The 24,609-nt window shown below is 56.4% G+C and carries 23 protein-coding genes; 19 read left to right on the plus strand and 4 right to left on the minus strand.

Annotated elements, in window-relative coordinates; genetic code table 11:
- Positions 1-344: 344 nt before the first annotated feature.
- The 4 genes from gyrB to dnaA are packed head-to-tail and all read right to left on the minus strand — an operon-like array spanning position 345 to position 6,552.
- Entirely contained in the window at positions 345-2,762 is a 2,418-nt protein-coding gene (gene gyrB, locus AACY02_RS07660; RefSeq protein ID WP_339431423.1) for a DNA topoisomerase (ATP-hydrolyzing) subunit B, read from the minus strand.
- Positions 2,763-2,767: 5 nt separating this feature from the next.
- Positions 2,768-3,871 carry a DNA replication/repair protein RecF gene (gene recF, locus AACY02_RS07665; protein WP_339431424.1) on the minus strand — a complete coding sequence of 368 codons (1,104 nt, stop codon included), beginning with the start codon at positions 3,869-3,871 and terminating at the stop codon, positions 2,768-2,770.
- 14 nt (positions 3,872-3,885) lie between these two features.
- Positions 3,886-4,989 carry a DNA polymerase III subunit beta gene (gene dnaN / locus AACY02_RS07670; protein WP_221733252.1) on the minus strand — a complete coding sequence of 368 codons (1,104 nt, stop codon included), beginning with the start codon at positions 4,987-4,989 and terminating at the stop codon, positions 3,886-3,888.
- Between the two features lie 39 nt (positions 4,990-5,028).
- Positions 5,029-6,552 carry a chromosomal replication initiator protein DnaA gene (gene dnaA, locus AACY02_RS07675; RefSeq protein WP_339431425.1) on the minus strand — a complete coding sequence of 508 codons (1,524 nt, stop codon included), beginning with the start codon at positions 6,550-6,552 and terminating at the stop codon, positions 5,029-5,031.
- 565 nt (positions 6,553-7,117) lie between these two features.
- Here dnaA and rpmH point away from each other — a divergent pair.
- The 19 genes from rpmH to glmU all read left to right on the plus strand — a co-directional run bounded on the left by rpmH (position 7,118) and on the right by glmU (position 24,588).
- On the plus strand, positions 7,118-7,252 hold the full coding sequence (gene rpmH / locus AACY02_RS07680) for a 50S ribosomal protein L34 (RefSeq protein WP_003213577.1): 135 nt from the start codon (positions 7,118-7,120) through the stop codon (positions 7,250-7,252).
- A 16-nt stretch (positions 7,253-7,268) separates the two neighbouring features.
- On the plus strand, positions 7,269-7,670 hold the full coding sequence (rnpA, locus tag AACY02_RS07685) for a ribonuclease P protein component (RefSeq protein ID WP_339431538.1): 402 nt from the start codon (positions 7,269-7,271) through the stop codon (positions 7,668-7,670).
- Positions 7,663-7,908, plus strand: a complete 246-nt coding sequence (gene yidD, locus AACY02_RS07690) for a membrane protein insertion efficiency factor YidD (protein ID WP_010465488.1) — start codon at positions 7,663-7,665, stop codon at positions 7,906-7,908. Before rnpA ends, yidD begins: the two co-directional genes overlap by 8 nt.
- Positions 7,909-7,910: 2 nt before the next feature.
- On the plus strand, positions 7,911-9,593 hold the full coding sequence (gene yidC / locus AACY02_RS07695; protein ID WP_339431426.1) for a membrane protein insertase YidC: 1,683 nt from the start codon (positions 7,911-7,913) through the stop codon (positions 9,591-9,593).
- Positions 9,594-9,674: 81 nt separating this feature from the next.
- The gene (mnmE, locus tag AACY02_RS07700; protein ID WP_339431427.1) at positions 9,675-11,045 is read left to right on the plus strand and encodes a tRNA uridine-5-carboxymethylaminomethyl(34) synthesis GTPase MnmE; all 1,371 of its coding nucleotides are present in this window, start codon (positions 9,675-9,677) and stop codon (positions 11,043-11,045) included.
- A gap of 553 nt (positions 11,046-11,598) precedes the next feature.
- A complete protein-coding gene (gene mnmG / locus AACY02_RS07705; RefSeq protein WP_339431428.1) occupies positions 11,599-13,497 on the plus strand; it encodes a tRNA uridine-5-carboxymethylaminomethyl(34) synthesis enzyme MnmG in 1,899 nt (632 codons plus the stop codon).
- Entirely contained in the window at positions 13,494-14,138 is a 645-nt protein-coding gene (gene rsmG / locus AACY02_RS07710) for a 16S rRNA (guanine(527)-N(7))-methyltransferase RsmG (protein ID WP_339431429.1), read from the plus strand. The genes mnmG and rsmG overlap by 4 nt, the downstream gene beginning before the upstream one ends.
- An 18-nt stretch (positions 14,139-14,156) precedes the next feature.
- Positions 14,157-14,954, plus strand: a complete 798-nt coding sequence (locus tag AACY02_RS07715) for a ParA family protein (protein ID WP_221733258.1) — start codon at positions 14,157-14,159, stop codon at positions 14,952-14,954.
- 9 nt (positions 14,955-14,963) lie between these two features.
- The gene (locus AACY02_RS07720) at positions 14,964-15,836 is read left to right on the plus strand and encodes a ParB/RepB/Spo0J family partition protein (protein ID WP_339431430.1); all 873 of its coding nucleotides are present in this window, start codon (positions 14,964-14,966) and stop codon (positions 15,834-15,836) included.
- A gap of 148 nt (positions 15,837-15,984) precedes the next feature.
- Positions 15,985-16,392: a F0F1 ATP synthase subunit I gene (locus AACY02_RS07725; RefSeq protein ID WP_339431431.1), complete on the plus strand. Its 408-nt coding sequence runs from the start codon at positions 15,985-15,987 to the stop codon at positions 16,390-16,392.
- A 16-nt stretch (positions 16,393-16,408) separates the two neighbouring features.
- Positions 16,409-17,278, plus strand: coding sequence for a F0F1 ATP synthase subunit A (gene atpB, locus AACY02_RS07730; protein ID WP_339431432.1), 870 nt, complete (start codon positions 16,409-16,411; stop codon positions 17,276-17,278).
- A gap of 133 nt (positions 17,279-17,411) precedes the next feature.
- Complete coding sequence (gene atpE, locus AACY02_RS07735) at positions 17,412-17,669, plus strand: F0F1 ATP synthase subunit C (protein ID WP_003097235.1); 258 nt, start codon at positions 17,412-17,414, stop codon at positions 17,667-17,669.
- Between the two features lie 59 nt (positions 17,670-17,728).
- Positions 17,729-18,199 (plus strand): F0F1 ATP synthase subunit B, encoded by a 471-nt coding sequence (locus AACY02_RS07740; protein WP_221733261.1) that lies wholly within the window; start codon positions 17,729-17,731, stop codon positions 18,197-18,199.
- A gap of 12 nt (positions 18,200-18,211) precedes the next feature.
- The gene (locus AACY02_RS07745; RefSeq protein ID WP_007911956.1) at positions 18,212-18,748 is read left to right on the plus strand and encodes a F0F1 ATP synthase subunit delta; all 537 of its coding nucleotides are present in this window, start codon (positions 18,212-18,214) and stop codon (positions 18,746-18,748) included.
- Between the two features lie 21 nt (positions 18,749-18,769).
- Positions 18,770-20,314 carry a F0F1 ATP synthase subunit alpha gene (gene atpA / locus AACY02_RS07750; RefSeq protein ID WP_016984064.1) on the plus strand — a complete coding sequence of 515 codons (1,545 nt, stop codon included), beginning with the start codon at positions 18,770-18,772 and terminating at the stop codon, positions 20,312-20,314.
- 50 nt (positions 20,315-20,364) lie between these two features.
- Positions 20,365-21,225, plus strand: coding sequence for a F0F1 ATP synthase subunit gamma (gene atpG / locus AACY02_RS07755; RefSeq protein ID WP_007911960.1), 861 nt, complete (start codon positions 20,365-20,367; stop codon positions 21,223-21,225).
- A 27-nt stretch (positions 21,226-21,252) separates the two neighbouring features.
- On the plus strand, positions 21,253-22,632 hold the full coding sequence (atpD, locus tag AACY02_RS07760; RefSeq protein WP_339431433.1) for a F0F1 ATP synthase subunit beta: 1,380 nt from the start codon (positions 21,253-21,255) through the stop codon (positions 22,630-22,632).
- Positions 22,633-22,677: 45 nt separating this feature from the next.
- A complete protein-coding gene (locus AACY02_RS07765; RefSeq protein WP_339431434.1) occupies positions 22,678-23,103 on the plus strand; it encodes a F0F1 ATP synthase subunit epsilon in 426 nt (141 codons plus the stop codon).
- A 117-nt stretch (positions 23,104-23,220) separates the two neighbouring features.
- Positions 23,221-24,588: a bifunctional UDP-N-acetylglucosamine diphosphorylase/glucosamine-1-phosphate N-acetyltransferase GlmU gene (gene glmU, locus AACY02_RS07770; RefSeq protein WP_339431435.1), complete on the plus strand. Its 1,368-nt coding sequence runs from the start codon at positions 23,221-23,223 to the stop codon at positions 24,586-24,588.
- Positions 24,589-24,609 lie beyond the last annotated feature (21 nt).

Raw genomic sequence — 24,609 nt, forward strand, 5'->3', positions numbered from 1 at the left:
TACATCTTTGATTTCTCGCGGAGTAACTTGTGATGCTGATAATCTTGTTGACTATCAGTCTGACTCCACAAGCACCCACACGAATTGCTTGATTCAGTTGTTAAAGAGCGGTTGGTTAAGATCTTTCGTCTCAACCGAGGCGCGCATTCTACAGCAGCCTCATTTACTGTCAAGTGATTATTTTCAGAAGCTTTCGAAGAATTCTTCAACAACTTCAACCACTTGCGCCTTCGATCTCTCGTCAGCGGGAGGCGAATTCTACAGCGTTACACGCTGCTGTCAACACCTCTTTTTCTCCGCTTTCGACCGAGAAGATCGAACCGTTAAAAGCGCCAAACACGAAATCAAAAGTCCAGGTTCGAAACCGCCAAAGCATTACTCTCGATGAAGTCACGGCGAGGTTCGACCGCATCACCCATCAGGGTGTTGAAGATCTGGTCTGCGCCAATGGCGTCTTCGATGGTAACTTTGAGCATGCGACGCACGCTTGGGTCCATGGTGGTTTCCCACAGCTGATCCGGGTTCATTTCGCCCAAACCTTTGTATCGCTGAATGGTGTGGCGCTTGGTGCTTTCAGCCATCAGCCAGTCCAAAGCTTCCTTGAACTCGGTAACCGCTTTCTTTCGCTCGCCACGCTGGATATAAGCGCCTTCGTCGAGCAGAGTGCTGAGCTGAGCGCCGAGGGTGACGACGGTTTTGTAGTCATTGCTGCCGAAGAAATCGCGGTTGAATGTGACGTAGTTCGACAGACCGTGGGAAATCAGTTCGACTTCTGGCAGCCAAACGCCGCGTTCACGATCTTCACGCAGGCTGGCCTTGTAGACCAGGCCGGACTTCTCATTGGTGCGCAGGCGGACTTCGTACTGGGCCAGCCACTCTTGCATCGCGGCGTGGTCGCCGAGCGTTTCCAGGCTCACGGCCGGCAGGTAGATGAAGTGCTCGGTCAGTTCCTGTGGGTACAGGCGCGACAGACGCTTGAGGGTCTTCATTACCATGCGGAAGTCATTGACCAGACGCTCCAGCGCTCCGCCAGAAATGCCCGGGGCATCTTCGTTCAGGTGCAGGCTCGCGTCTTCCAGGGCCGACTGCGTCATGTACTCTTCCATGGCGTCGTCGTCTTTGATGTATTGCTCTTGCTTACCTTTCTTGACTTTGTACAGCGGCGGTTGGGCGATGTAGATATAGCCGCGTTCAATCAGTTCTGGCAACTGACGGAAGAAGAAGGTCAGCAGCAGGGTACGAATGTGCGAACCGTCGACGTCAGCATCGGTCATGATGATGATGTTGTGATAGCGCAACTTGTCGATGTTGTACTCTTCGCGACCAATACCGCAGCCCAGCGCGGTGATCAGGGTGCCCACTTCCTGGGAAGAGATCATCTTGTCGAAACGTGCTTTCTCGACGTTGAGGATCTTGCCCTTCAACGGCAGGATGGCTTGAGTCCTGCGGTTACGTCCCTGCTTGGCAGAGCCGCCCGCAGAGTCACCTTCCACAAGGTACAGTTCGGACAGCGCCGGGTCTTTTTCCTGGCAGTCCGCGAGTTTGCCTGGCAAACCGGCGATGTCCAGCGCGCCTTTGCGGCGGGTCATCTCACGGGCCTTGCGCGCGGCTTCACGAGCACGGGCGGCGTCGATCATCTTGCCGACGACAAGCTTGGCTTCGTTCGGGTTTTCTAGCAGGAAGTCGGAGAAGTACTTGCCCATTTCCTGTTCGACCGCGGTCTTCACTTCCGAAGAAACCAGCTTGTCTTTGGTCTGGGAGCTGAACTTGGGATCCGGCACCTTCACCGAGATGATCGCGGTCAGGCCTTCACGGGCATCGTCACCGGTGGTGGCGACTTTGTGCTTCTTCGCCAGGCCTTCCTGCTCGATGTAGTTGTTCAGGTTACGCGTCAGTGCGGAACGGAAACCCACCAGGTGAGTACCACCGTCGCGTTGCGGAATGTTGTTTGTGAAGCACAACAGGTTCTCGTTGAAGCTGTCGTTCCACTGCAGGGCGATTTCCACGCCAATGCCGTCTTCACGCTGAATGTTGAAGTGGAACACCTGGTTGACCGCAGTCTTGTTGGTGTTCAGGTATTCAACGAACGCACGCAGGCCGCCTTCGTACTTGAACAGTTCTTCCTTGCCGCTGCGCTCGTCCTTGAGGACGATGCCGACACCGGAGTTGAGGAAAGACAGTTCGCGAATCCGCTTGGCCAGGATGTCCCAGCTGAAGTGAATGTTTTTGAAGGTTTCACTGGAAGCCTTGAAGTGGATCTGGGTGCCGGTGGTCTCGCTGTCGCCTACGATGGCCATCGGTGCCTGAGGTACGCCGTGGACGTAGGTCTGTTCCCAGATCTTGCCGCTGCGACGCACAGTCAGCACCAGCTCCTCGGACAGCGCGTTCACTACCGAAACACCTACACCGTGCAGACCGCCGGATACTTTGTAGGAGTTGTCGTCGAACTTACCGCCAGCATGGAGGACGGTCATGATGACCTCTGCGGCGGAAACGCCCTCCTCTTTGTGCACGTCGACCGGGATGCCACGACCGTTATCTTTAACGGTGATGGACTCATCCGGGTGGATGATGATGCTGATGTCATCGCAGTGGCCGGCGAGGGCTTCGTCGATCGAGTTGTCGACCACTTCGAACACCATATGGTGCAGACCGCTACCATCGTCGGTGTCACCAATGTACATACCGGGACGTTTGCGTACGGCATCCAGGCCTTTCAGCACTTTAATGCTCGTTGAGTCGTACGTATTTTCTTCGCTCAATGCCTTCACTCCCGATGGTCGTGGGTCTGGGTGATACGGCCCTGTTCCACGTGGAACAGGGCGACTGGCGTTTCCGTCTGCCAGCCTTCCCTCAATAATTCATGATCTACACAGGTGATAAAAACCTGGCAGCGTAAGTCTTCCAGCAAACGGCACAACGCGCGACGGTGGTTCTCGTCCAATTCGGACGGCAAGTCATCCACCAGATAAATACATTGGCCGCGGCGGGCCTGGCTAACCAAGTGCCCCTGGGCAATCCGCAATGCACAGACCACCAACTTCTGCTGACCCCGGGACAAAATGTCCGCGGCGTTGTGTGCGCCCAATCTAAGACGCAAATCAGCCCGTTGTGGTCCAGCCAGGGTATGACCCATTTGCTGATCCCGTTGCAGGGATCCGGCAAGTACGGCACTCAGCTCCCGGTCTTTGTCCCAGCCTCGGTAATAGCTGAGCGTCAAACCCTCGAGTTCAACCAGTTCACTCAAGGTTTGTTCAAAGACTGGTTTCAAGGCTTTGATGTAAGCGCGGCGGTATTCATCTATTTCAGCGCTGGCCTGGCACAGCTCCCTGTCCCAAACCGCTTGCGAAACGGCGTCAAGTGTACCATGCCGCAGCCAAGAGTTTCTCTGGCGCAGGGCCTTCTGCAAGCGCTGCCAGGTGGCCATGAAGCGCGGCTCGACGTGGAACACGCCCCAATCGAGAAACTGCCGGCGAATCTTGGGCGCGCCTTCGAGCAGGCGAAAGCTGTCCGGGTTAATCAACTGGAGCGGCAGTATTTCTGCAAGTTGCGCGGCGCTACGGGCGTTCTGGCCGTCGATGCGGATCTGAAACTCGCCCTGACGGTCGCGGGATATCCCCAGAGCACTGTGCCCACCTTCGGCCAGTTCCACCTGACCGAACACGGTGCAAGCGAGTTGTTCGTACTGGATGACCGGCAGCAGCCTCGTGCTACGAAACGAACGGGCAAGCCCCAGCAGATGAATGGCTTCCAGAACACTGGTTTTGCCGCTGCCGTTGGCGCCGTAAAGGATATTGATGCGGGGGGACGGGGAGAAGGTCACCGGGTGTAGATTGCGCACCGCGGTGACCGAAACACGACTTAAGGACATCCAGAGTCAGCTGATTACAGGCGCATCGGCATGACAACGTAAGCCGAATCGTCGTTGTCAGACTCTTGCACCAGCGCACTGCTGTTGGAGTCGGACAGGATCAGACGAACCTGCTCGGTAGTCATTACGCCCAACACGTCGAGCAGATAGCTCACGTTGAAGCCAATTTCCAGGGAGCCGCCGTTGTACTCAACGCCCACTTCTTCTTCCGCTTCTTCCTGCTCCGGGTTGTTGGCCTGGATCTTCAACTGACCACTGGCCAGTTGCAGACGGATACCACGGTACTTCTCGTTGGACAGAATCGCAGTACGGCTGAACGCTTCACGCAGCGCCTGACGATCGCCCAACACTAGCTTGTCGCCGCCCTTGGGCAGAACACGCTCGTAGTCCGGGAACTTACCGTCGACCAGTTTCGAGGTGAAGGTGAATTCACCGGTAGTGGCTCTGATGTGGTGCTGACCAAGAACGATGCTGACGTTGCCGTCCGGCTCGGTGAGCAGACGCGCCAGTTCGAGAATACCTTTGCGCGGCACGATCACCTGGTGGCGATCCGGCTGACCGATATCGGCCTGCATCGAGCACATTGCCAGACGGTGGCCGTCGGTAGCCACCGCGCGGATCACGCCGGCCGATACTTCAAGCAACATACCGTTGAGGTAGTAGCGTACATCCTGCTGGGCCATGGCGAAGCTGGTGCGTTCGATCAGACGACGCAGTTTGCTTTGCTCAAGGCTGCAGGTCAGCGAACCCGGCCCCTCTTCAACCGTCGGGAAATCGTTGGCTGGCAGGGTCGACAGGGTGAAGCGGCTGCGACCGGCCTTCACCACCAGCTTCTGCTCGTCGAGCTTGATGTCGATCAACGCGTCGTTAGGCAGGCTTTTGCAGATGTCCATCAGCTTGCGCGCAGGTACGGTGATGGAGCCTGTCTCGGCCGGCTCTTCAAGTTGCACGCGACCAACCAGCTCGACCTCCAGATCGGTACCGGTCAGCGACAGTTGCTGGCCTTCGACAACCAGCAGCACGTTGGAGAGTACCGGCAAGGTCTGTCGGCGCTCGACGACGCCTGCGACCAGTTGCAGGGGTTTCAACAGGGCTTCGCGTTGAATGGTGAAATGCATGGTCTAGTCCCTTGCCTTAATAAGCTGCGCTGGTGTTCATCAAGTGGTCAGTGTACGCAGCAGGTTCTTGTAGTCCTCGCGGATGTCCGCGTCGGATTCCTTAAGTTCGTTGATCTTGCGGCAGGCGTGCAAAACTGTCGTGTGGTCGCGACCGCCAAACACATCGCCGATTTCCGGCAAGCTGTGGTTGGTCAGTTCCTTGGACAATGCCATGGCCACCTGACGCGGACGAGCCACCGAGCGCGAACGGCGCTTGGACAGCAGGTCGGAGATCTTGATCTTGTAGTATTCGGCGACAGTGCGCTGAATGTTATCCACAGAGACCAGTTTGTCCTGCAACGCCAACAGGTCTTTCAGGGATTCGCGAATCAGCTCGATGGTGATGTCGCGGCCCATGAAGTGCGAGTGGGCGATTACGCGTTTCAGCGCACCTTCCAGCTCGCGGACGTTGGAGCGAATTCGCTGGGCGATGAAGAACGCTGCGTCGTGAGGCAACTCGACTTTGGCCTGGTCGGCCTTTTTCATCAAGATCGCTACACGGGTTTCCAGTTCCGGCGGCTCGACGGCAACCGTCAGCCCCCACCCGAATCGGGATTTGAGGCGTTCTTCAAGGCCTTCGATTTCTTTCGGGTAGCGGTCACTGGTGAGAATGACCTGTTGGCCACCTTCAAGCAGGGCGTTGAAAGTGTGGAAAAACTCTTCCTGCGAGCGCTCTTTGCGGGCGAAAAACTGAATATCGTCGATCAGCAAAGCGTCCACCGAACGGTAGAAACGCTTGAATTCGTTGATCGCGTTCAGTTGCAGTGCCTTGACCATGTCGGCCACGAAACGCTCTGAATGCAGGTACACGACCTTGGCATTCGGATTCTTCTTTAATAGATGGTTACCCACCGCGTGCATCAAGTGGGTTTTACCCAGACCCACTCCACCATAAAGGAACAGCGGGTTGTAGCCATGCTTGGGGTTGTCTGCCACTTGCCAGGCTGCCGCTCGGGCGAGTTGGTTGGACTTGCCTTCGACGAAGTTCTCGAAGGTGAACGTGCGGTTCAGATAACTGGTGTGCTTGAGCGCACCCTCGACCTGCACGGTGCGCTGTTCGGCGCGAACCGGGGCTTGCTGCGACGCGGCACCGGCCATCGGATCGAAGCTGTCGCGGGACGGCTCTTCACTGACTTCGGCGGTTTTCTGCGTAGAACGCTTGGCCGCCGCTGGCGTCGGGGCGGGCGCTGGCGTGCTGGCAGGCGCGGCATTTGCCTGGGCCTGGGAAGCTTGCGCGGCGGCCAACGGAGCATTGGGTGCTGCACGAGGTGCCGAACTGCGTTTGCTGCCTATTAATAAGGACAACGCTGGCGCCATGCCGTTGCCGTGCTCATCGAGCAGTTCAAGGACGCGCCCCAGGTACTTTTCGTTGACCCAGTCCAGGACAAAACGGTTCGGTGCGTAAACGCGCAACTCGTCGCCTTCGGCTTCGACCTGTAGTGGACGGATCCAGGTGTTGAATTGTTGGGCCGGCAGCTCCTCGCGCAAAAGCTCCACGCACTGCTGCCAAAGTTCCACTGACACGGATATCCCCTAAGTTGAAAGCCGGTGAGGCAAAAACAAGCGGCCATTGTAGCGGCGAGCCGTTTACTTATCCACATGCAGGTTGCCCGGTGAACATGATTTATCAATGCGTTAACTGGAAAAAAGGCGACCAACGGTGTGTGAATAAGCTCTGTGGATAACCGCCTCTAAGGTCACTGGACAAGTGGGGGTTGAACTCGGTGGACAACCAGGCTGTGGATAACTGCCCATTCCACACACAGCTTATCCGACAGCGCAGCACAGGCTGAACACCGTTTTCCACTGTAGTTGTCATTGGCTGTACACGAAGCAAAACAAGGGCTGAAAGCAGTTATCCACAGTCAGGGCCGGGTCTAGCTTTTATAAGCTTTACAGAAAAGCTTTAAATAATTCCCTTCTTTATTTTTATGTATGGCGAACAGGGTGTCGGCCAAAAACGCCTCGTGATCTATTTATAAGGAAACGTTGGTTGGAAATTGACCTGAAGGCTTGCTTTCTCTAGAATCCCCGGTCTCTTAAAACGGGGGCCATTCCGGCCCGTTGTGGACGAACCAGGTAACACGACATGAAACGTACTTTCCAACCAAGCACTATCAAACGCGCTCGTACCCACGGTTTCCGTGCTCGCATGGCTACCAAAAACGGTCGTGCCGTCCTGTCGCGTCGTCGCGCCAAAGGTCGTGCGCGTCTGGCAGTTTGATAATCCGGCACTGGAGGTGAGTCAGGACTTCAGTCGGGAAAAGCGTCTGCTTACCGCCCGGCATTTCAAGGCAGTCTTTGACTCCCCTACCGGCAAGGTTCCGGGGAAAAATCTCCTGCTCCTTGCACGCAACAACGATCTTGATCACCCCCGTCTAGGGCTGGTTATCGGGAAAAAGAGCGTAAAGCTCTCCGTTGAGCGCAATCGCCTCAAACGTTTGATGCGCGAATCGTTCCGTCTTCACCAGGATTCACTGGTTGGTTGGGATATCGTTATCGTCGCGCGCAAAGGTTTAGGTGATGTAGAAAACCCCGAATTGATTCAGCATTTCGGCAAACTCTGGAAGCGTTTGGCACGTAACAAGCCAGTTCCAGCAGTCAAAACCGAAACTGTAGGGGTAGACAGTTCAGATGCGTAAACTGGCCCTCGTTCCGATCCAGTTTTATCGCTATGCCATTAGTCCTCTGATGGCCAGTCACTGTCGCTTCTACCCCAGTTGTTCCTGCTACGCGTATGAAGCCATTGAAAATCATGGCCTTCTGCGCGGTGGCTGGCTGACCTTTCGTCGTTTAGGTCGCTGTCATCCGTGGAATCCCGGTGGTTATGACCCGGTTCCACCTATCCCTACCTCCCGTTCTTCTTCGATGGCCGAGTAATCATGGATATCAAACGCACGATCCTGATCGTCGCCCTGGCAATCGTGGCCTACGTTATGGTTCTTAAATGGAACCAGGACTATGGCCAAGCTGCCCTGCCGACTCAGAATGTTGCTTCCAGTACGACTACATCCGGTTTGCCGGACACCGCCACTGGCAATAATGCTGAAGCCAGTGACGATATTCCGCGTGCCGCAAGCGATACCAGCGCACCTGCCGAAACACCGGTAGCCGCCAGCAAGGATCTGATCCAGATCAAAACCGACGTGCTCGATCTTGCGATCGATCCACAAGGTGGTGACGTTGCTCAACTGACCTTGCCTCTGTATCCACGTCGTCAGGATCGTCCGGACGTTCCTTTCCAGCTGTTCGATAACGGCGGCGAGCGTGTTTATCTGGCGCAAAGCGGTCTGATCGGCACCAACGGTCCGGACGCCAATCCGGCAGGTCGCCCGGTCTACTCCTCGGAGAAGAAGACTTATCAACTGGCTGACGGTCAGGACCAACTGGTCGTAGACCTGAAGTTCAGCAAGGACGGCGTCAATTACATCAAGCGTTTCACCTTGAAACGTGGCCTGTATGACGTAGCCGTTTCCTACATTGTGGATAACCAGAGCGCTCAGCCCTGGAACGGCGCGATGTTCGCCCAGTTGAAGCGCGATAACAGCGCCGATCCTTCGTCCACTACTGCCACCGGTACCGCGACTTACCTGGGCGCCGCCCTGTGGACAAGTTCGGAGCCGTACAAGAAAGTGTCCATGAAGGACATGGACAAGGGCCAACTCAAAGAAACTGTCACCGGTGGTTGGGTAGCCTGGCTGCAACACTACTTCGTGACTGCATGGATTCCGGCCAAGGGCGAAAACAACATCGTCCAGACCCGTAAAGACAGCAAAGGCAACTACATCATCGGTTACACCGGTCCTACACTGACCGCTGCCCCGGGTGCCAAAGTTGAAACCAGTGCTGTTCTGTACGCAGGTCCGAAAAGCCAGGCGGTGCTTAAACAGTTGTCCCCAGGCCTAGAACTGACCGTCGACTATGGCATCCTCTGGTTCATTGCCCAGCCAATCTTCTGGCTGCTGCAACATATCCACGCGATTGTGGGTAACTGGGGCTGGTCGATCATCTTCCTGACCATGCTGATCAAAGGGCTTTTCTTCCCTCTGTCGGCTGCCAGCTACAAATCGATGGCGCGCATGCGTGCCGTTGCGCCGAAACTGGCTGCACTGAAAGAACAACATGGCGATGACCGGCAGAAAATGTCGCAAGCCATGATGGAGCTGTACAAGAAAGAGAAGATCAATCCACTGGGCGGCTGCTTGCCGATCCTTGTGCAGATGCCGGTTTTCCTTTCGCTGTACTGGGTTCTGCTGGAAAGCGTGGAAATGCGCCAAGCGCCATTCATGCTGTGGATCACTGACCTGTCGATCAAGGATCCGTTTTTCATTCTGCCGATCATCATGGGTGCAACCATGTTCATCCAGCAGCAGTTGAACCCGACTCCTCCGGATCCGATGCAGGCGAAGGTCATGAAAATGATGCCAATCATCTTCACCTTCTTCTTCCTGTGGTTCCCGGCTGGTCTGGTGCTGTACTGGGTTGTGAACAACTGCCTGTCGATTACCCAGCAGTGGTACATCACGCGTAAGATCGAAGCGGCGACGAAAAAAGCCGAGGCGTAACTTGCTCTGTGGATAACACCACTCAAAACGCCCCCTAGTGGGGCGTTTTGCTATCTGTCACTTTTGTCTGGATTCCGGTTTATGAGCACACCTCGTGAAACCATTGCAGCCGTTGCCACCGCTCAAGGTCGTGGCGGTGTGGGCATCGTCCGTATTTCCGGGCCGTTGGCCAGTGTTGCAGCCAAAGCCATCAGCGGCCGAGAACTGAAACCGCGTTACGCCCATTACGGACCGTTTTACAGCGACGATCAGCAGGTGTTGGACGAAGGCCTGGCGTTGTACTTCCCAGGGCCTAACTCGTTCACCGGTGAAGACGTACTGGAATTGCAAGGCCATGGCGGCCCGATCGTACTCGATATGCTGCTCAAACGATGTCTCGAACTGGGTTGCCGTTTGGCTCGCCCGGGGGAATTCAGTGAGCGAGCGTTCCTCAATGACAAACTCGACCTGGCCCAGGCCGAGGCCATCGCGGACCTGATCGAAGCCAGTTCTGCACAGGCAGCGCGTAACGCGCTGCGTTCCTTGCAGGGTGCGTTTTCCCAACGTGTGCATAACCTCACCGAACAGTTGATCGGTCTACGCATCTACGTCGAAGCTGCCATCGACTTCCCGGAAGAAGAAATCGACTTCCTCGCCGATGGCCATGTGCTGAGCATGCTCGACAAGGTGCGTGACGAATTATCCACAGTGCTGCGCGAAGCCGGCCAGGGTGCCTTGCTGCGTGACGGCATGACGGTGGTGATCGCTGGACGGCCGAATGCCGGCAAGTCGAGCCTGCTGAATGCATTGGCCGGGCGCGAAGCCGCGATCGTGACCGAGATTGCCGGTACCACCCGAGACATCTTGCGCGAACACATCCACATCGATGGCATGCCGCTGCACGTTGTGGATACCGCCGGTCTGCGTGATACCGACGACCAGGTGGAGAAAATCGGAGTCGAGCGCGCTTTGAAAGCCATTGGTGAAGCCGATCGTGTGCTGCTGGTAGTCGATGCGACAGCTCCAGAAGCGCTGGATCCGTTCGCCTTGTGGCCCGAATTCCTCGAAATCCGTCCCGATCCCGCCAAAGTTACCCTGATCCGTAACAAGGCAGACCTGACCGGTGAAGCGATTGTTCTGGAAGTCAGCGATGACGGCCATGTGACTATCAGCCTGAGCGCCAAATCGGCGGGCGAAGGCCTGGAATTGCTGCGCGAACATCTCAAGGCCTGCATGGGTTACGAACAAACCTCGGAAAGCAGTTTCAGTGCCCGCCGGCGACACCTGGAAGCGTTACGCCATGCCAGTGCGGCCCTTGAACACGGTCGTGCGCAATTAACCTTGGCTGGCGCTGGCGAGCTGTTGGCTGAAGATTTACGTCAGGCCCAGCACTCGCTGGGTGAAATCACTGGAGCATTCAGCTCCGATGATCTGCTCGGACGGATATTTTCCAGCTTCTGCATCGGAAAATAGTCCTCCTGCTGTTCACAGACAGGCCCAATCGCGGCCTGTCTGACTCCCTCTTTTTATAAATCCTTCCTTGAGTGCCGGGCAGATGTGTTCTTCCTGAGCGGACTCCCTGTACCCGACTCGCGCTCATTCAACAGATTTCTGTGGATTAAGCCCTGTGAATAACTGCCTCTGAGGTCAGTTGATAACAGGGCCAAAAAACTGGATATAACCCACCCTGTGGATAACAACCCCTTTCATCCACAGGCTTACACCGGTTATCCAAGGACCTCATTGGTACATGGGCACAGGGTTTTGAATCTCTGTACACATTGAATATAAAGGGCTGTAGAGATTTATCCACAGAAAGGCGGGTCAGTAAGAATAAACATAAAAACAAAGGTTTTATAAATTTCTTTCTTTTTTATTCTTTTAACCTCGAGTTCTCCACAGCTGGTTAAATTTTGTGCAAAGGGTTCTTTAGGAAGGGCGAAGTCCCTATACTTGCCGACCAGGTCCAAAAACCTGATCTCAAACTTTTCCTGAATGACCTACTTAAGCAGGCACGAGGTGCGTGGTGGATTTCCCTTCCCGTTTTGAAGTGATCGTCATCGGCGGCGGTCATGCCGGTACCGAGGCAGCACTGGCCTCAGCACGTATGGGGGCAAAAACCCTGTTGCTGACGCATAACGTGGAAACCCTCGGCGCCATGAGTTGCAACCCGGCTATCGGTGGCATTGGCAAAAGCCATCTGGTCAAGGAAATCGACGCCCTCGGCGGTGCGATGGCCATGGCTACCGATAAAGGCGGCATCCAGTTTCGCGTTTTGAACAGCCGTAAAGGCCCGGCCGTACGTGCAACCCGTGCACAAGCGGACCGCATTCTTTACAAAGCCGCTGTCCGCGAAATTCTGGAAAACCAGCCGAACCTGTGGATATTTCAACAGGCTGCCGACGACCTGATCGTTGAGCAGGAACAAGTGCGCGGTGTTGTTACGCAAATGGGTCTGCGTTTCTTCGCAGACTCCGTGGTGTTGACCACCGGAACATTCCTCGGCGGACTTATCCACATCGGGTTGCAGAATTTTTCCGGCGGCCGTGCCGGTGATCCACCGTCCATCGCGCTGGCTCACCGTCTGCGTGAACTGCCACTGCGTGTCGGTCGTTTGAAAACCGGTACGCCACCGCGTATCGACGGCAAGTCTGTGGATTTCTCGGTGATGACCGAGCAGCCAGGGGATACGCCGATCCCTGTGATGTCGTTCATGGGCAACAAAGAACAGCATCCACGCCAAGTGAGCTGCTGGATTACTCACACTAACGCCCGCACCCACGAAATCATTGCCGCGAACCTCGACCGTTCGCCGATGTATTCCGCTGCCGGTGAAATCGAAGGCATCGGCCCGCGTTATTGCCCGTCGATCGAAGACAAGATCCACCGCTTTGCCGACAAGGAAAGCCATCAGGTGTTTATCGAACCGGAAGGTTTGACCACCCATGAGCTGTATCCGAACGGGATATCCACAAGCTTGCCGTTCGACGTGCAATTGCAGATCGTGCAATCGATCCGCGGCATGGAAAACGCGCACATCGTGCGTCCGGGTTATGCGATCGAGTACGACTACTTCGACCCGCGGGATCTGAAGTACAGCCTGGAAACCAAAGTCATCGGCGGTCTGTTCTTCGCCGGGCAAATCAACGGCACGACCGGTTACGAAGAAGCCGGTGCGCAAGGTTTGCTTGCCGGTGCCAACGCCGCTTTGCGTGCCAAAGGCAAAGAACCCTGGTGCCCGCGCCGTGATGAAGCGTACATCGGCGTGTTGGTCGACGACCTGATCACCCTCGGCACACAAGAGCCGTACCGCATGTTCACTTCCCGGGCCGAGTACCGCCTGATCCTGCGCGAGGACAATGCCGACCTGCGTCTGACCGAAAAAGGTCGCGAGCTGGGTCTGGTCGATGACGCGCGTTGGGCGGCCTTCTGCAAGAAACGCGAAAGCATCGAACTCGAAGAGCAGCGCCTGAAAAGCACCTGGGTTCGCCCGGGTACACCGCAAGGCGATGCGATTGCGGAAAAATTCGGCACACCGCTGACCCACGAATACAACTTGCTCAACCTCTTGAGTCGTCCGGAAATCGACTACGCTGGTCTGGTCGAAGTGACCGGCAACGGTGCCGAAGACCCCCAGGTTGCCGAACAGGTTGAAATCAAGACCAAATACGCCGGTTACATCGATCGTCAACAGGACGAAATCGCCCGTCTGCGCGCCAGTGAAGACACGAAGCTGCCTGTGGATATCGATTACACCAACATTTCCGGTCTCTCCAAGGAGATCCAGAGCAAGCTCGGCGCGACTCGTCCAGAGACGCTTGGGCAGGCTTCACGTATCCCTGGCGTGACCCCGGCAGCGATTTCGCTGTTGATGATTCATTTGAAAAAACGCGGCGCGGGCCGTCAGTTGGAGCAAAGCGCTTGAGTTCTAAGGTCACTTCGCAACACGCTGAAGAGTTATCCACAGGAGCCCGCGAGCTCGGTGTCAATCTCAGTGAAACCCAGCATGAATTGCTGCTGGGTTATCTGGCCCTGTTGATCAAGTGGAACCAGGCCTACAACCTCACGGCTGTTCGCGATCCTGACGAAATGGTTTCTCGCCACCTGCTCGATAGTCTGAGTGTGATGTCGTTCATCGAAAACGGCCGCTGGCTCGATGTTGGCAGTGGTGGCGGCATGCCGGGCATCCCGTTGGCGATCCTGTATCCAGACTCGCAAGTGACCTGTCTGGACAGCAACGGCAAGAAAACCCGCTTCCTGACCCAGGTCAAACTCGAATTGAAACTGGATAACCTCCAAGTTATCCACAGTCGCGTCGAAGCTCTGCAGCCAGCACAACCCTTCAACGGGATTATTTCCCGGGCGTTCAGCAGCATGGAGAACTTCACCAACTGGACTCGCCATCTGGGCGACGCGGATACACGCTGGCTGGCAATGAAGGGCGTTCATCCGGCCGATGAGCTGGTAGCATTGCCGGCAGACTTCAAACTCGATAGCGAACACGCCTTGGCCGTACCCGGTTGCCAAGGCCAACGCCATCTGCTGATACTGCGCCGCACGGCATGATTGGGAACACAAGCAAGAATGGCTAAGGTATTCGCGATAGCGAACCAGAAGGGTGGTGTGGGCAAGACCACCACCTGCATCAACCTCGCAGCATCCCTGGTCGCAACCAAGCGCCGGGTGCTGTTGATCGATCTCGATCCACAGGGCAACGCCACCATGGGTAGCGGTGTGGATAAACATGGCCTGGAAAACTCGGTCTATGACCTGCTGATCGGCGAATGCGATCTGACTCAGGCCATGCACTACTCCGAGCATGGCGGTTATCAACTGCTGCCGGCCAACCGCGACCTGACCGCGGCTGAAGTGGTTCTGCTGGAAATGCAGATGAAGGAAAGCCGCCTGCGCAGCGCGCTGGCGCCGATCCGTGAAAACTACGATTACATTCTGATCGACTGCCCGCCGTCCCTGTCGATGCTCACACTGAACGCATTGGTGGCTGCTGATGGCGTGATTATCCCCATGCAGTGCGAGTACTTTGCGCTGGAAGGTTTGAGCGACCTTGTGGATAACATCAAGCGCATCGCTGAACTGCTCAATCCCAACCTGAAAGTCGAAGGCCTGCTGCGGACCATGTACGACCCGCGCCTGAGCCTGATGAACGACGTTTCGGCGCAGCTCAAAGAGCACTTCGGCGATCAACTCTACGACACGGTGATCCCGCGTAACATTCGTCTGGCTGAAGCGCCAAGTTACGGCATGCCGGCGCTGGCCTACGACAAGCAATCGCGCGGCGCATTGGCTTATCTGGCATTGGCGGGCGAAATGGTTCGCCGTCAGCGCAAAAATTCACGTATCGCCGCTGCTCAGGCAACTTAAGGAATCCCCATGGCCGTCAAGAAACGAGGTCTCGGACGTGGACTGGATGCACTGCTGAGTGGTCCGACTGTCGGTGCGCTGGAAGAACAAGCGGCGCAAGCGGATACCCGTGAACTGCAGCACCTGCCACTGGACCTGCTGCAGCGTGGCAAGTATCAGCCACGCCGGGATATGGACCCGCAGGCGCTCGAAGAGTTGGCACAGTCGATCAAGGCACAGGGCGTGATGCAGCCGATCGTGGTTCGTCCGATTGGTGGCGGCCGCTTTGAAATCATCGCCGGTGAACGCCGCTGGCGCGCCAGTCAGCAGGCCGGGCAGGAAACCATCCCGGCGATGGTTCGCGACGTACCGGATGAAACCGCGATCGCCATAGCGCTGATCGAGAACATTCAGCGTGAAGATCTCAATCCGATCGAGGAAGCGGTCGCGTTGCAACGGTTGCAGCAGGAATTCCAGCTGACTCAGCAGCAAGTCGCCGAGGCTGTGGGTAAGTCTCGCGTCACTGTGGCTAACCTGTTGCGACTTATTGCACTGCCGGAAGTCATCAAGACCATGTTGTCCCACGGTGACCTGGAAATGGGTCATGCCCGTGCTTTGCTCGGTCTGCCGGACAATCAGCAGGTGGAGGGGGCGCGACATGTTGTCGCACGCGGCCTCACCGTGCGCCAAACCGAGGCGCTGGTTCGCCAATGGTTGAGTGGTAAACCGGAGGCTGTGGAAGCCAGCAAACCCGACCCGGATATCGCCCGCCTCGAACAGCGTCTGGCCGAGCGCCTAGGCTCTGCGGTGCAGATTCGCCACGGCAAGAAGGGGAAAGGGCAGTTGGTGATTGGTTACAACTCCCTCGATGAGCTTCAAGGTGTGCTCGCACACATCCGCTGAAACATTTCCTCATGTAGCGAGCAGTCGGAAATCACTACCTGACAGTTGAATAGGGGCAGAACCGCCCCTATACTCTGCGCGCATTTTGTCGGCACAAATTATGCCAAGTTATTGAATTTCGGCAGCCGACCATTGGAGAGCAATCGTGATGGAAACCCGCAAGCCAAACCGCCTGCCGTTCCATCGCCTGGCGGTTTTTCCGGTGTTGATGGCTCAATTTGTCATTTTGCTCGTTGGCGCTTTGGCGCTCTGGCAATGGCACGGAGTCGTTGCCGGATACTCGGGACTTTGCGGAGGCCTGATAGCCTTGCTGCCCAATGTTTATTTCGCTCACAAGGCATTTCGGTTTTCCGGCGCCCGAGCAGCCCAGTCCATCGTCCGGTCTTTTTATGCCGGCGAGGCAGGCAAACTTATTTTGACGGCAGTGCTCTTTGCACTGGTGTTTGCAGGTGTGAAGCCACTGGCGCCGGTAGCAGTATTCGGCGTGTTCGTGCTGACTCAGTCGGTCAGCTGGTTCGCTCCCCTGCTGATGAGAACAAGACTTTCGAGACCTTAGGGCGTTTGAGGCAACCATGGCAGAGACAACCGCTTCGGGCTATATCCAGCACCACTTGCAGAACCTGACCTTCGGTCAGCTACCCAACGGCGGCTGGGGCTTTGCTCACACCGCAGCAGAAGCCAAAGAAATGGGCTTTTGGGCTTTCCACGTCGATACCCTCGGCTGGTCGGTCGCGCTGGGTCTGATCTTCGTTCTTCTTTTCCGCATGGCGGCAAAGAAGGCGACTTCGGGTCAGCCAGGTGCTTTGCAGAACTTCGTTGAAGTATTGGTCGAATTCGTCGATGGCAGCGTGAAAGACAGCTTCCATGGCCGTAGCCCGGTGATTGCACCGCTGGCACTGACCATCTTCGTCTGGGTGTTCCTGATGAACGCCGTCGACCTGGTACCGGTCGACTGGATTCCTCAGTTGGCCATCCTGATCACCGGCGACCACCACATCCCGTTCCGTGCCGTGTCGACGACCGACCCGAACGCGACGCTGGGCATGGCGTTCTCGGTGTTCGCACTGATCATTTTCTACAGCATCAAGATCAAGGGCTTCGGCGGCTTCATCGGCGAACTCACCTTGCACCCGTTCGGTAGCAAGAACATCTTCGTTCAGGCGCTGCTGATTCCGGTGAACTTCCTGCTGGAGTTCGTGACCCTTATCGCCAAACCGATCTCTCTGGCTCTGCGTCTGTTCGGCAACATGTATGCCGGTGAGCTGGTGTTCATTCTGATCGCTGTGATGTTCGGCAGCGGCCTGCTCTGGCTGAGCGGCCTGGGCGTTGTTCTGCAGTGGGCGTGGGCGGTGTTCCACATCCTGATCATCACCCTGCAGGCGTTCATCTTCATGATGCTGACCATCGTCTACCTGTCGATGGCGCACGAAGAAAACCATTAAGGCCAGTCTCGACTAGTCTGATGTCCTTCCCGGTAATACGGGAAGGGGCTCTTCACAGGGCACCTGAAACGATTTGTTTTACCGCTTTAATCTAAAAAACCTAAACCATACGACGTAAAAGTCGGGAGGAAAGATGGAAACTGTAGTTGGTCTAACCGCTATCGCTGTTGCACTGTTGATCGGCCTGGGCGCACTGGGTACCGCAATTGGTTTCGGCCTGCTGGGCGGCAAGTTCCTGGAAGGCGCAGCGCGTCAGCCAGAAATGGTTCCAATGCTGCAAGTTAAAATGTTCATCGTTGCCGGTCTGCTCGACGCCGTAACCATGATCGGTGTTGGTATCGCTCTGTTCTTCACCTTTGCGAACCCGTTCGTTGGTCAGATCGCTGGCTAATTACCCGGATTCTTCCGAGTAATTTGATGTGATGGACAACGTAACTGCGAGGTGTTGGCGTGAACATTAATGCGACCCTGATTGGCCAGTCCGTTGCGTTCCTGATTTTTGTACTGTTCTGCATGAAGTTTGTATGGCCTCCGGTCATTACGGCACTGCACGAACGTCAAAAGAAGATCGCTGATGGCCTGGACGCTGCCAGCCGAGCAGCTCGCGACCTGGAGTTGGCCCAAGAAAAAGCGGGTCAGCAACTGCGCGAAGCGAAAGCTCAGGCAGCTGAAATCATCGAGCAAGCCAAGAAACGCGGTAACCAGATTGTCGAAGAGGCCGTTGAAAAGGCCCGTGTCGACGCTGACCGTGTGAAGGTTCAGGCTCAAGCCGAGATCGAACAGGAACTGAACAGTGTCAAAGACAAACTGCGCGCCCAAGTGGGCATGCTGGCTGTCGGCGGCGCCGAGAAGATCCTGGGTGCCACAATCGATCAAAACGCGCACGCAGAGCTGGTTAACCAACTGGCTGCTGAAATCTAAGCGAGGGCGATCATGGCAGAACTGACCACGTTGGCCCGACCTTACGCTAAGGCGGCCTTCGAGCACGCTCAGGCCCACCAGCAACTGGCCAATTGGTCAGCCATGCTCGGCCTGGCTGCAGCGGTGTCACAAGACGACACCATGCAGCGCGTGCTCAAGGCCCCGCGACTGACGAGCGCAGAAAAGGCCGCCACGTTTATTGACGTGTGCGGCGACAAGTTTGATGCCAAGGCACAGAACTTCATCAATGTCGTTGCCGAAAACGACCGTCTCCCGCTTCTGCCGGAGATCGCCGCTCTTTTCGACCTGTACAAGGCTGAACAAGAGAAATCGGTAGACGTTGAAGTGACCAGTGCTTTTGCATTGAACCAAGAACAGCAAGACAAACTCGCCAAGGTTCTCAGTGCACGACTCAACCGGGAAGTGCGCCTGCAAGTTGCGGAGGATGCCGCCCTAATAGGTGGTGTCGTTATCCGCGCCGGCGACCTGGTTATCGATGGCTCGATTCGCGGCAAAATCGCGAAACTTGCCGAAGCATTGAAATCTTGAGTTTGAAGGGGCAGCAGAGCAATGCAGCAACTCAATCCTTCCGAAATAAGTGAAATTATCAAGGGCCGCATCGACAAGCTCGATGTGACCTCCCAAGCCCGTAACGAAGGCACTGTCGTCAGCGTATCTGACGGCATCGTGCGGATTCACGGTCTGGCCGACGTCATGTACGGCGAGATGATCGAGTTTCCGGGCGGCGTCTACGGTATGGCCCTCAACCTGGAGCAAGACTCCGTAGGTGCCGTTGTTTTGGGTGCTTACCAGTCTCTGGCTGAAGGCATGAGCGCCAAGTGCACAGGCCGCATCCTCGAAGTTCCGGTTGGTAAGGAACTGCTGGGTCGCGTAGTCGACGCACTGGGTAACCCTGTTGACGGCAAAGGTCCACTGGGCAACACCGAGACCGACGCGGTCGAGAAAGTTGCTCCGGGCGTGATCTGGCGTAAGTCGGTAGACCAGCCTGTTCAGACTGGCTACAAGGCTGTCGATGCCATGATCCCTGTCGGCCGTGGCCAGCGTGAGCTGATCATCGGTGACCGTCAGATCGGTAAAACCGCTCTGGCGATCGACGCGATCATCAACCAGAAAGACAGCGGCATTTTCTGCGTCTACGTTGCTATCGGTCAGAAACAATCGACCATCGCCAACGTGGTTCGCAAGCTGGAAGAAAACGGCGCCCTGGCCAACACGATCATCGTGGCTGCCAGTGCTTCGGAATCTCCTGCGCTGCAATTCCTGGCACCGTACTCCGGTTGCACCATGGGTGAATTCTTCCGCGACCGCGGTGAAGACGCGCTGATCGTTTATGACGATCTGTCCAAGCAAGCAGTGGCTTACCGCCAGATTTCCCTGCTGCTGCGCCGTCCACCAGGCCGTGAAGCTTACCCAGGCGACGTGTTCTATCTCCACTCCCGTCTGCTGGAGCGCGCATCCCGCGTTTCGGAAGAATACGTAGAGAAGTTCACCAACGGCGCAGTGACCGGCAAAACCGGTTCCCTGACCGCACTGCCGATCATCGAAACCCAGGCTGGCGACGTTTCCGCGTTCGTTCCGACCAACGTGATTTCCATCACCGACGGTCAGATCTTCCTGGAATCGGCCATGTTCAACTCGGGCATCCGCCCTGCAGTGAACGCCGGTGTTTCGGTATCCCGTGTGGGTGGTGCTGCTCAGACCAAGATCATCAAGAAGCTGTCCGGTGGTATCCGTACCGCTCTGGCTCAGTACCGTGAACTGGCGGCATTCGCCCAGTTCGCTTCTGACCTGGACGAAGCGACCCGTAAGCAACTTGAGCATGGTCAGCGCGTTACCGAGCTGATGAAGCAGAAGCAATACGCACCAATGTCGATCGCTGACATGGCGCTGTCGCTGTATGCCGCTGAGCGTGGGTTCCTGACTGACATTGAAATCGCCAAGATCGGCAGCTTCGAACAAGCGCTGATTGCTTTCTTCAACCGCGATCACGCCGATTTGATGGCCAAGATCAACGTTAAAGGTGACTTCAATGACGAAATCGACGCTGGCATGAAAGCCGGTATCGAGAAGTTCAAGGCCACCCAAACCTGGTAAGCCGCAGCGGGAGCCGCGAGGCTCCCGCTTGCTAACCTGATAGGTGTTACATGGCAGGCGCAAAAGAGATTCGCAGTAAGATTGCGAGCATCAAAAGCACGCAAAAGATTACCAGCGCCATGGAAAAAGTGGCGGTCAGCAAAATGCGCAAGGCACAAATGCGCATGGCTGCTAGCCGTCCTTATGCGGAGCGTATCCGCCAGGTAATTGGGCATCTGGCCAACGCCAACCCGGAATACCGCCACCCGTTCATGATCGACCGCGAAATCAAGCGTGTCGGTTATGTCGTCGTGAGCAGTGACCGTGGTTTGTGCGGTGGCTTGAACACCAACCTGTTCAAGGCCCTGGTCAAGGACATGGCGGTAAACCGCGAAAACGGCGTCGAGATTGATCTGTGCGTTGTTGGTAGCAAGGGTGCGGCCTTTTTCCGCAACTTCGGCGGTAACGTCGTTGCAGCTATCAGCCACCTGGGTGAAGAGCCGTCGATCAATGATCTGATCGGCAGCGTCAAGGTGATGCTGGATGCCTACCTGGACGGCCGTATTGACCGCCTGTCCGTGGTGTCCAACAAGTTCATCAACACCATGACGCAACAGCCTACCGTGGAGCAGTTGATTCCACTGGTGGCCACCCCGGATCAGGATCTCAAGCACCACTGGGACTATCTCTACGAACCGGATGCCAAAGAGCTGCTTGATGGCTTGATGGTCCGCTACGTTGAGTCGCAGGTCTACCAGGCGGTGGTCGAGAACAACGCGGCTGAACAAGCTGCGCGGATGATCGCGATGAAGAACGCTACCGACAACGCCGGTGATTTGATCAGCGATTTGCAGCTGATCTACAACAAGGCGCGTCAGGCTGCGATCACCCAAGAGATCTCGGAAATCGTCGGCGGCGCTGCCGCGGTTTAACGGTTCAAATATTCAGAGGATCCAGCTATGAGTAGCGGACGTATCGTTCAAATCATCGGCGCCGTTATCGACGTGGAATTTCCACGCGACAGCGTACCGAGCATCTACAACGCGCTGACAGTTCAAAGCGCGGCCGGAACCACTCTGGAAGTTCAGCAGCAGCTGGGCGACGGCGTGGTTCGTACCATTGCGATGGGTTCCACCGAGGGCTTGAAGCGCGGTCTGGAAGTTACCGACTCTGGCGCAGCCATCTCCGTACCGGTCGGTAAAGCGACCCTGGGCCGGATCATGGACGTGCTCGGTAACCCGATCGACGAAGCTGGCCCGATCGACACCGAAGAACGTTGGGGCATTCACCGTCCAGCGCCTTCGTTCGCTGAACAGGCAGGCGGCAACGACCTGCTGGAAACCGGCATCAAGGTTATCGACCTGGTTTGCCCGTTTGCCAAAGGCGGTAAAGTCGGTCTGTTCGGTGGTGCCGGTGTAGGCAAAACCGTAAACATGATGGAACTGATCCGTAACATCGCCATCGAGCACAGCGGTTATTCCGTGTTCGCCGGTGTGGGTGAGCGTACTCGTGAGGGTAACGACTTCTACCACGAGATGAAGGACTCCAACGTTCTGGACAAAGTGGCACTGGTTTACGGTCAGATGAACGAGCCGCCGGGTAACCGTCTGCGCGTAGCACTGACTGGCCTGACCATGGCCGAGAAGTTCCGTGACGAAGGTAACGACGTTCTGCTGTTCGTCGACAACATCTATCGTTACACCCTGGCCGGTACTGAAGTATCCGCACTGCTGGGCCGTATGCCTTCGGCAGTAGGTTACCAGCCGACCCTGGCTGAAGAGATGGGCGTTCTGCAAGAACGTATCACTTCGACCAAGGAAGGTTCGATCACTTCGATCCAAGCGGTATACGTACCTGCGGATGACTTGACCGACCCGTCGCCTGCGACCACCTTCGCCCACTTGGACGCCACCGTCGTTCTGTCCCGTGACATCGCATCCCTGGGTATCTACCCGGCGGTAGATCCACTGGATTCGACTTCGCGCCAGCTGGACCCGAACGTAATCGGTCAGGATCACTACGACACCGCTCGCGGCGTTCAGTACGTTCTGCAACGTTACAAAGAGCTGAAAGACATCATCGCGATCCTGGGTATGGACGAGCTTTCGGAAGCCGACAAACAGTTGGTTAACCGTGCTCGTAAGATCCAGCGCTTCTTGTCGCAGCCGTTCTTCGTGGCTGAAGTCTTCACCGGTGCTTCGGGTAAATACGTTTCCCTGAAAGACACCATTGCTGGCTTCAAAGGCATCCTCAACGGTGACTACGACCACCTGCCAGAACAAGCGTTCTACATGGTTGGCGGCATCGAAGAAGCGATCGAGAAAGCCAAGAAACTGTAATCCCGGCGCCCGGCAACGGGCGCTAATTTAGGTTGAGGCAATCAGATGGCTATGACAGTCCATTGCGATATCGTCAGCGCGGAAGGGGAAATCTTTTCCGGCCTGGTCGAGATGGTGATTGCGCACGGTGCACTGGGTGATCTTGGTATCGCTCTGGGTCACGCGCCGCTGATCACTAATCTCAAGCCGGGTCCAATCCGCCTGATCAAGCAAGGCGGGGAAGCCGAGGTGTTTTACATCTCCGGTGGTTTCCTCGAGGTTCAGCCGAACATGGTCAAGGTGCTTGCCGACACTGTGCAACGTGCTGCCGACCTGGATGAAGCCTCCGCTCAGCAAGCCGTCCAGGCTGCCGAGAAGGCGTTGCATGAACGTGGCGCGGAGTTCGACTACGGCGCCGCTGCTACACGTCTGGCCGAGGCTGCAGCTCAGCTGCGCACCGTCCAGCAGATCCGCAAGAAGTTTGGCGGTTAATCCGTCAGTCACTTGTTGTGCGATTGATAAAAAAGGGTAGCCTCGGCTACCCTTTTTTCTTTTCCGATTTTTACAACCCGGTCGCAGTTGCTGACCACCCAGGATTGGTAGCCAGTCATGTCTCTCGAAATTGTTATCCTCGCGGCCGGTCAAGGCACTCGTATGCGTTCGGCGTTGCCGAAGGTCTTGCACCCGATTGCCGGCAATTCCATGTTGGGCCATGTTATCCACAGTGCCCGGCAACTTGATCCACAACGTATCCATGTAGTCATTGGCCACGGTGCCGATGTGGTACGTGAACGTCTGGCCGCTGATGATCTGAATTTCGTGCTGCAGGACAAGCAACTGGGCACCGGCCATGCGACCGCCCAGGCAGTGCCTTTCATTACTGCCGACACCGTGCTGATTCTTTACGGTGATGTGCCGCTGATTGAAGTCGAGACCTTGCAACGCCTGCTCAAGCATGTCGTTCCAGGCCAGATGGGTTTGCTGACCGTCGAGCTGGACGATCCGACGGGCTATGGCCGCATCGTGCGCGACGCCGATGGCAAAGTCGCCGCCATCGTCGAGCACAAAGATGCCAGTCAAGCCCAACGTGCAATCACCGAAGGCAACACCGGCATTCTCGCCGTGCCAGCCAATCGTCTGGCCGACTGGATGAGCCGCCTGTCGAACAACAACGCGCAGGGCGAGTATTACCTGACGGACGTGATCGAAATGGCGGTCAACGACGGTCTGGTGGTGGCCACGGAACAGCCGCACGATCCGATGGAAGTGCAGGGCGCCAACGACCGCAAGCAACTGTCCGAACTGGAGCGTCATTACCAGTTGCGCGCCGGTCGCCGCCTGATGGCGCAGGGCGTTACCCTGCGTGACCCGGCACGTTTTGATGTGCGCGGCGAGGTGACCGTCGGTCGCGACGTACTGATCGATATCAACGTGATTCTCGAAGGCAACGTCGTTATTGAAGATGACGTGATGATTGGCCCGAATTGCGTGATCAAGGACAGTACGCTGCGCAAAGGCGTGATCGTCAAAGCCAACAGCCACATCGAAGGCGCGGTTCTCGGTGAAGGCAGCGATGCCGGCCCGTTTGCTCGCCTGCGTCCAGGCACTGTGCTGGAGGCCCGTGCCCATGTGGGTAACTTCGTTGAACTGAAAAACGCCCGTATGGGTGAGGGCGCCAAGGCTGGACATCTGACCTACCTGGGCGACGCCGAAATCGGTGCTCGCACCAACATAGGTGCCGGCACGATTACCTGTAACTACGATGGCGCCAACAAGTGGAAAACCGTGTTGGGCGAAGATGTGTTCATTGGTTCGAACAACTCATTGGTCGCACCTGTGGATATCTCCAGCGGTGCAACCACAGCGGCCGGTTCGACCATTACTCAAAATGTGGATAACGCGCAGTTGGCTGTTGGTCGTGCGCGGCAAAAGAACATCGATGGCTGGAAACGGCCGGAGAAGATCAAGAAGAGCTGAGTTATCCACAATGTTGTTCCA

The organism is Pseudomonas sp. EA_65y_Pfl2_P78 (assembly GCF_963970495.1).
Classification (GTDB): Bacteria; Pseudomonadota; Gammaproteobacteria; order Pseudomonadales; family Pseudomonadaceae; genus Aquipseudomonas; species Aquipseudomonas baetica_A.

Bases quoted from the DNA above. Each gene is read 5' to 3' on its own strand.
- recF (WP_339431424.1), bottom strand. From the start codon at position 3,871: ATGTCCTTAAGTCGTGTTTCGGTCACCGCGGTGCGCAATCTACACCCG.
- rpmH (WP_003213577.1), top strand. From the start codon at position 7,118: ATGAAACGTACTTTCCAACCAAGCACTATCAAACGCGCTCGTACCCAC.
- atpE (WP_003097235.1), top strand. From the start codon at position 17,412: ATGGAAACTGTAGTTGGTCTAACCGCTATCGCTGTTGCACTGTTGATC.
- yidD (WP_010465488.1), top strand. From the start codon at position 7,663: ATGCGTAAACTGGCCCTCGTTCCGATCCAGTTTTATCGCTATGCCATT.
- atpA (WP_016984064.1), top strand. From the start codon at position 18,770: ATGCAGCAACTCAATCCTTCCGAAATAAGTGAAATTATCAAGGGCCGC.
- AACY02_RS07725 (WP_339431431.1), top strand. From the start codon at position 15,985: ATGGAAACCCGCAAGCCAAACCGCCTGCCGTTCCATCGCCTGGCGGTT.
- atpB (WP_339431432.1), top strand. From the start codon at position 16,409: ATGGCAGAGACAACCGCTTCGGGCTATATCCAGCACCACTTGCAGAAC.
- yidC (WP_339431426.1), top strand. From the start codon at position 7,911: ATGGATATCAAACGCACGATCCTGATCGTCGCCCTGGCAATCGTGGCC.
- AACY02_RS07720 (WP_339431430.1), top strand. From the start codon at position 14,964: ATGGCCGTCAAGAAACGAGGTCTCGGACGTGGACTGGATGCACTGCTG.
- AACY02_RS07715 (WP_221733258.1), top strand. From the start codon at position 14,157: ATGGCTAAGGTATTCGCGATAGCGAACCAGAAGGGTGGTGTGGGCAAG.
- AACY02_RS07745 (WP_007911956.1), top strand. From the start codon at position 18,212: ATGGCAGAACTGACCACGTTGGCCCGACCTTACGCTAAGGCGGCCTTC.
- dnaN (WP_221733252.1), bottom strand. From the start codon at position 4,989: ATGCATTTCACCATTCAACGCGAAGCCCTGTTGAAACCCCTGCAACTG.
- atpD (WP_339431433.1), top strand. From the start codon at position 21,253: ATGAGTAGCGGACGTATCGTTCAAATCATCGGCGCCGTTATCGACGTG.
- atpG (WP_007911960.1), top strand. From the start codon at position 20,365: ATGGCAGGCGCAAAAGAGATTCGCAGTAAGATTGCGAGCATCAAAAGC.
- mnmE (WP_339431427.1), top strand. From the start codon at position 9,675: ATGAGCACACCTCGTGAAACCATTGCAGCCGTTGCCACCGCTCAAGGT.
- glmU (WP_339431435.1), top strand. From the start codon at position 23,221: ATGTCTCTCGAAATTGTTATCCTCGCGGCCGGTCAAGGCACTCGTATG.
- AACY02_RS07765 (WP_339431434.1), top strand. From the start codon at position 22,678: ATGGCTATGACAGTCCATTGCGATATCGTCAGCGCGGAAGGGGAAATC.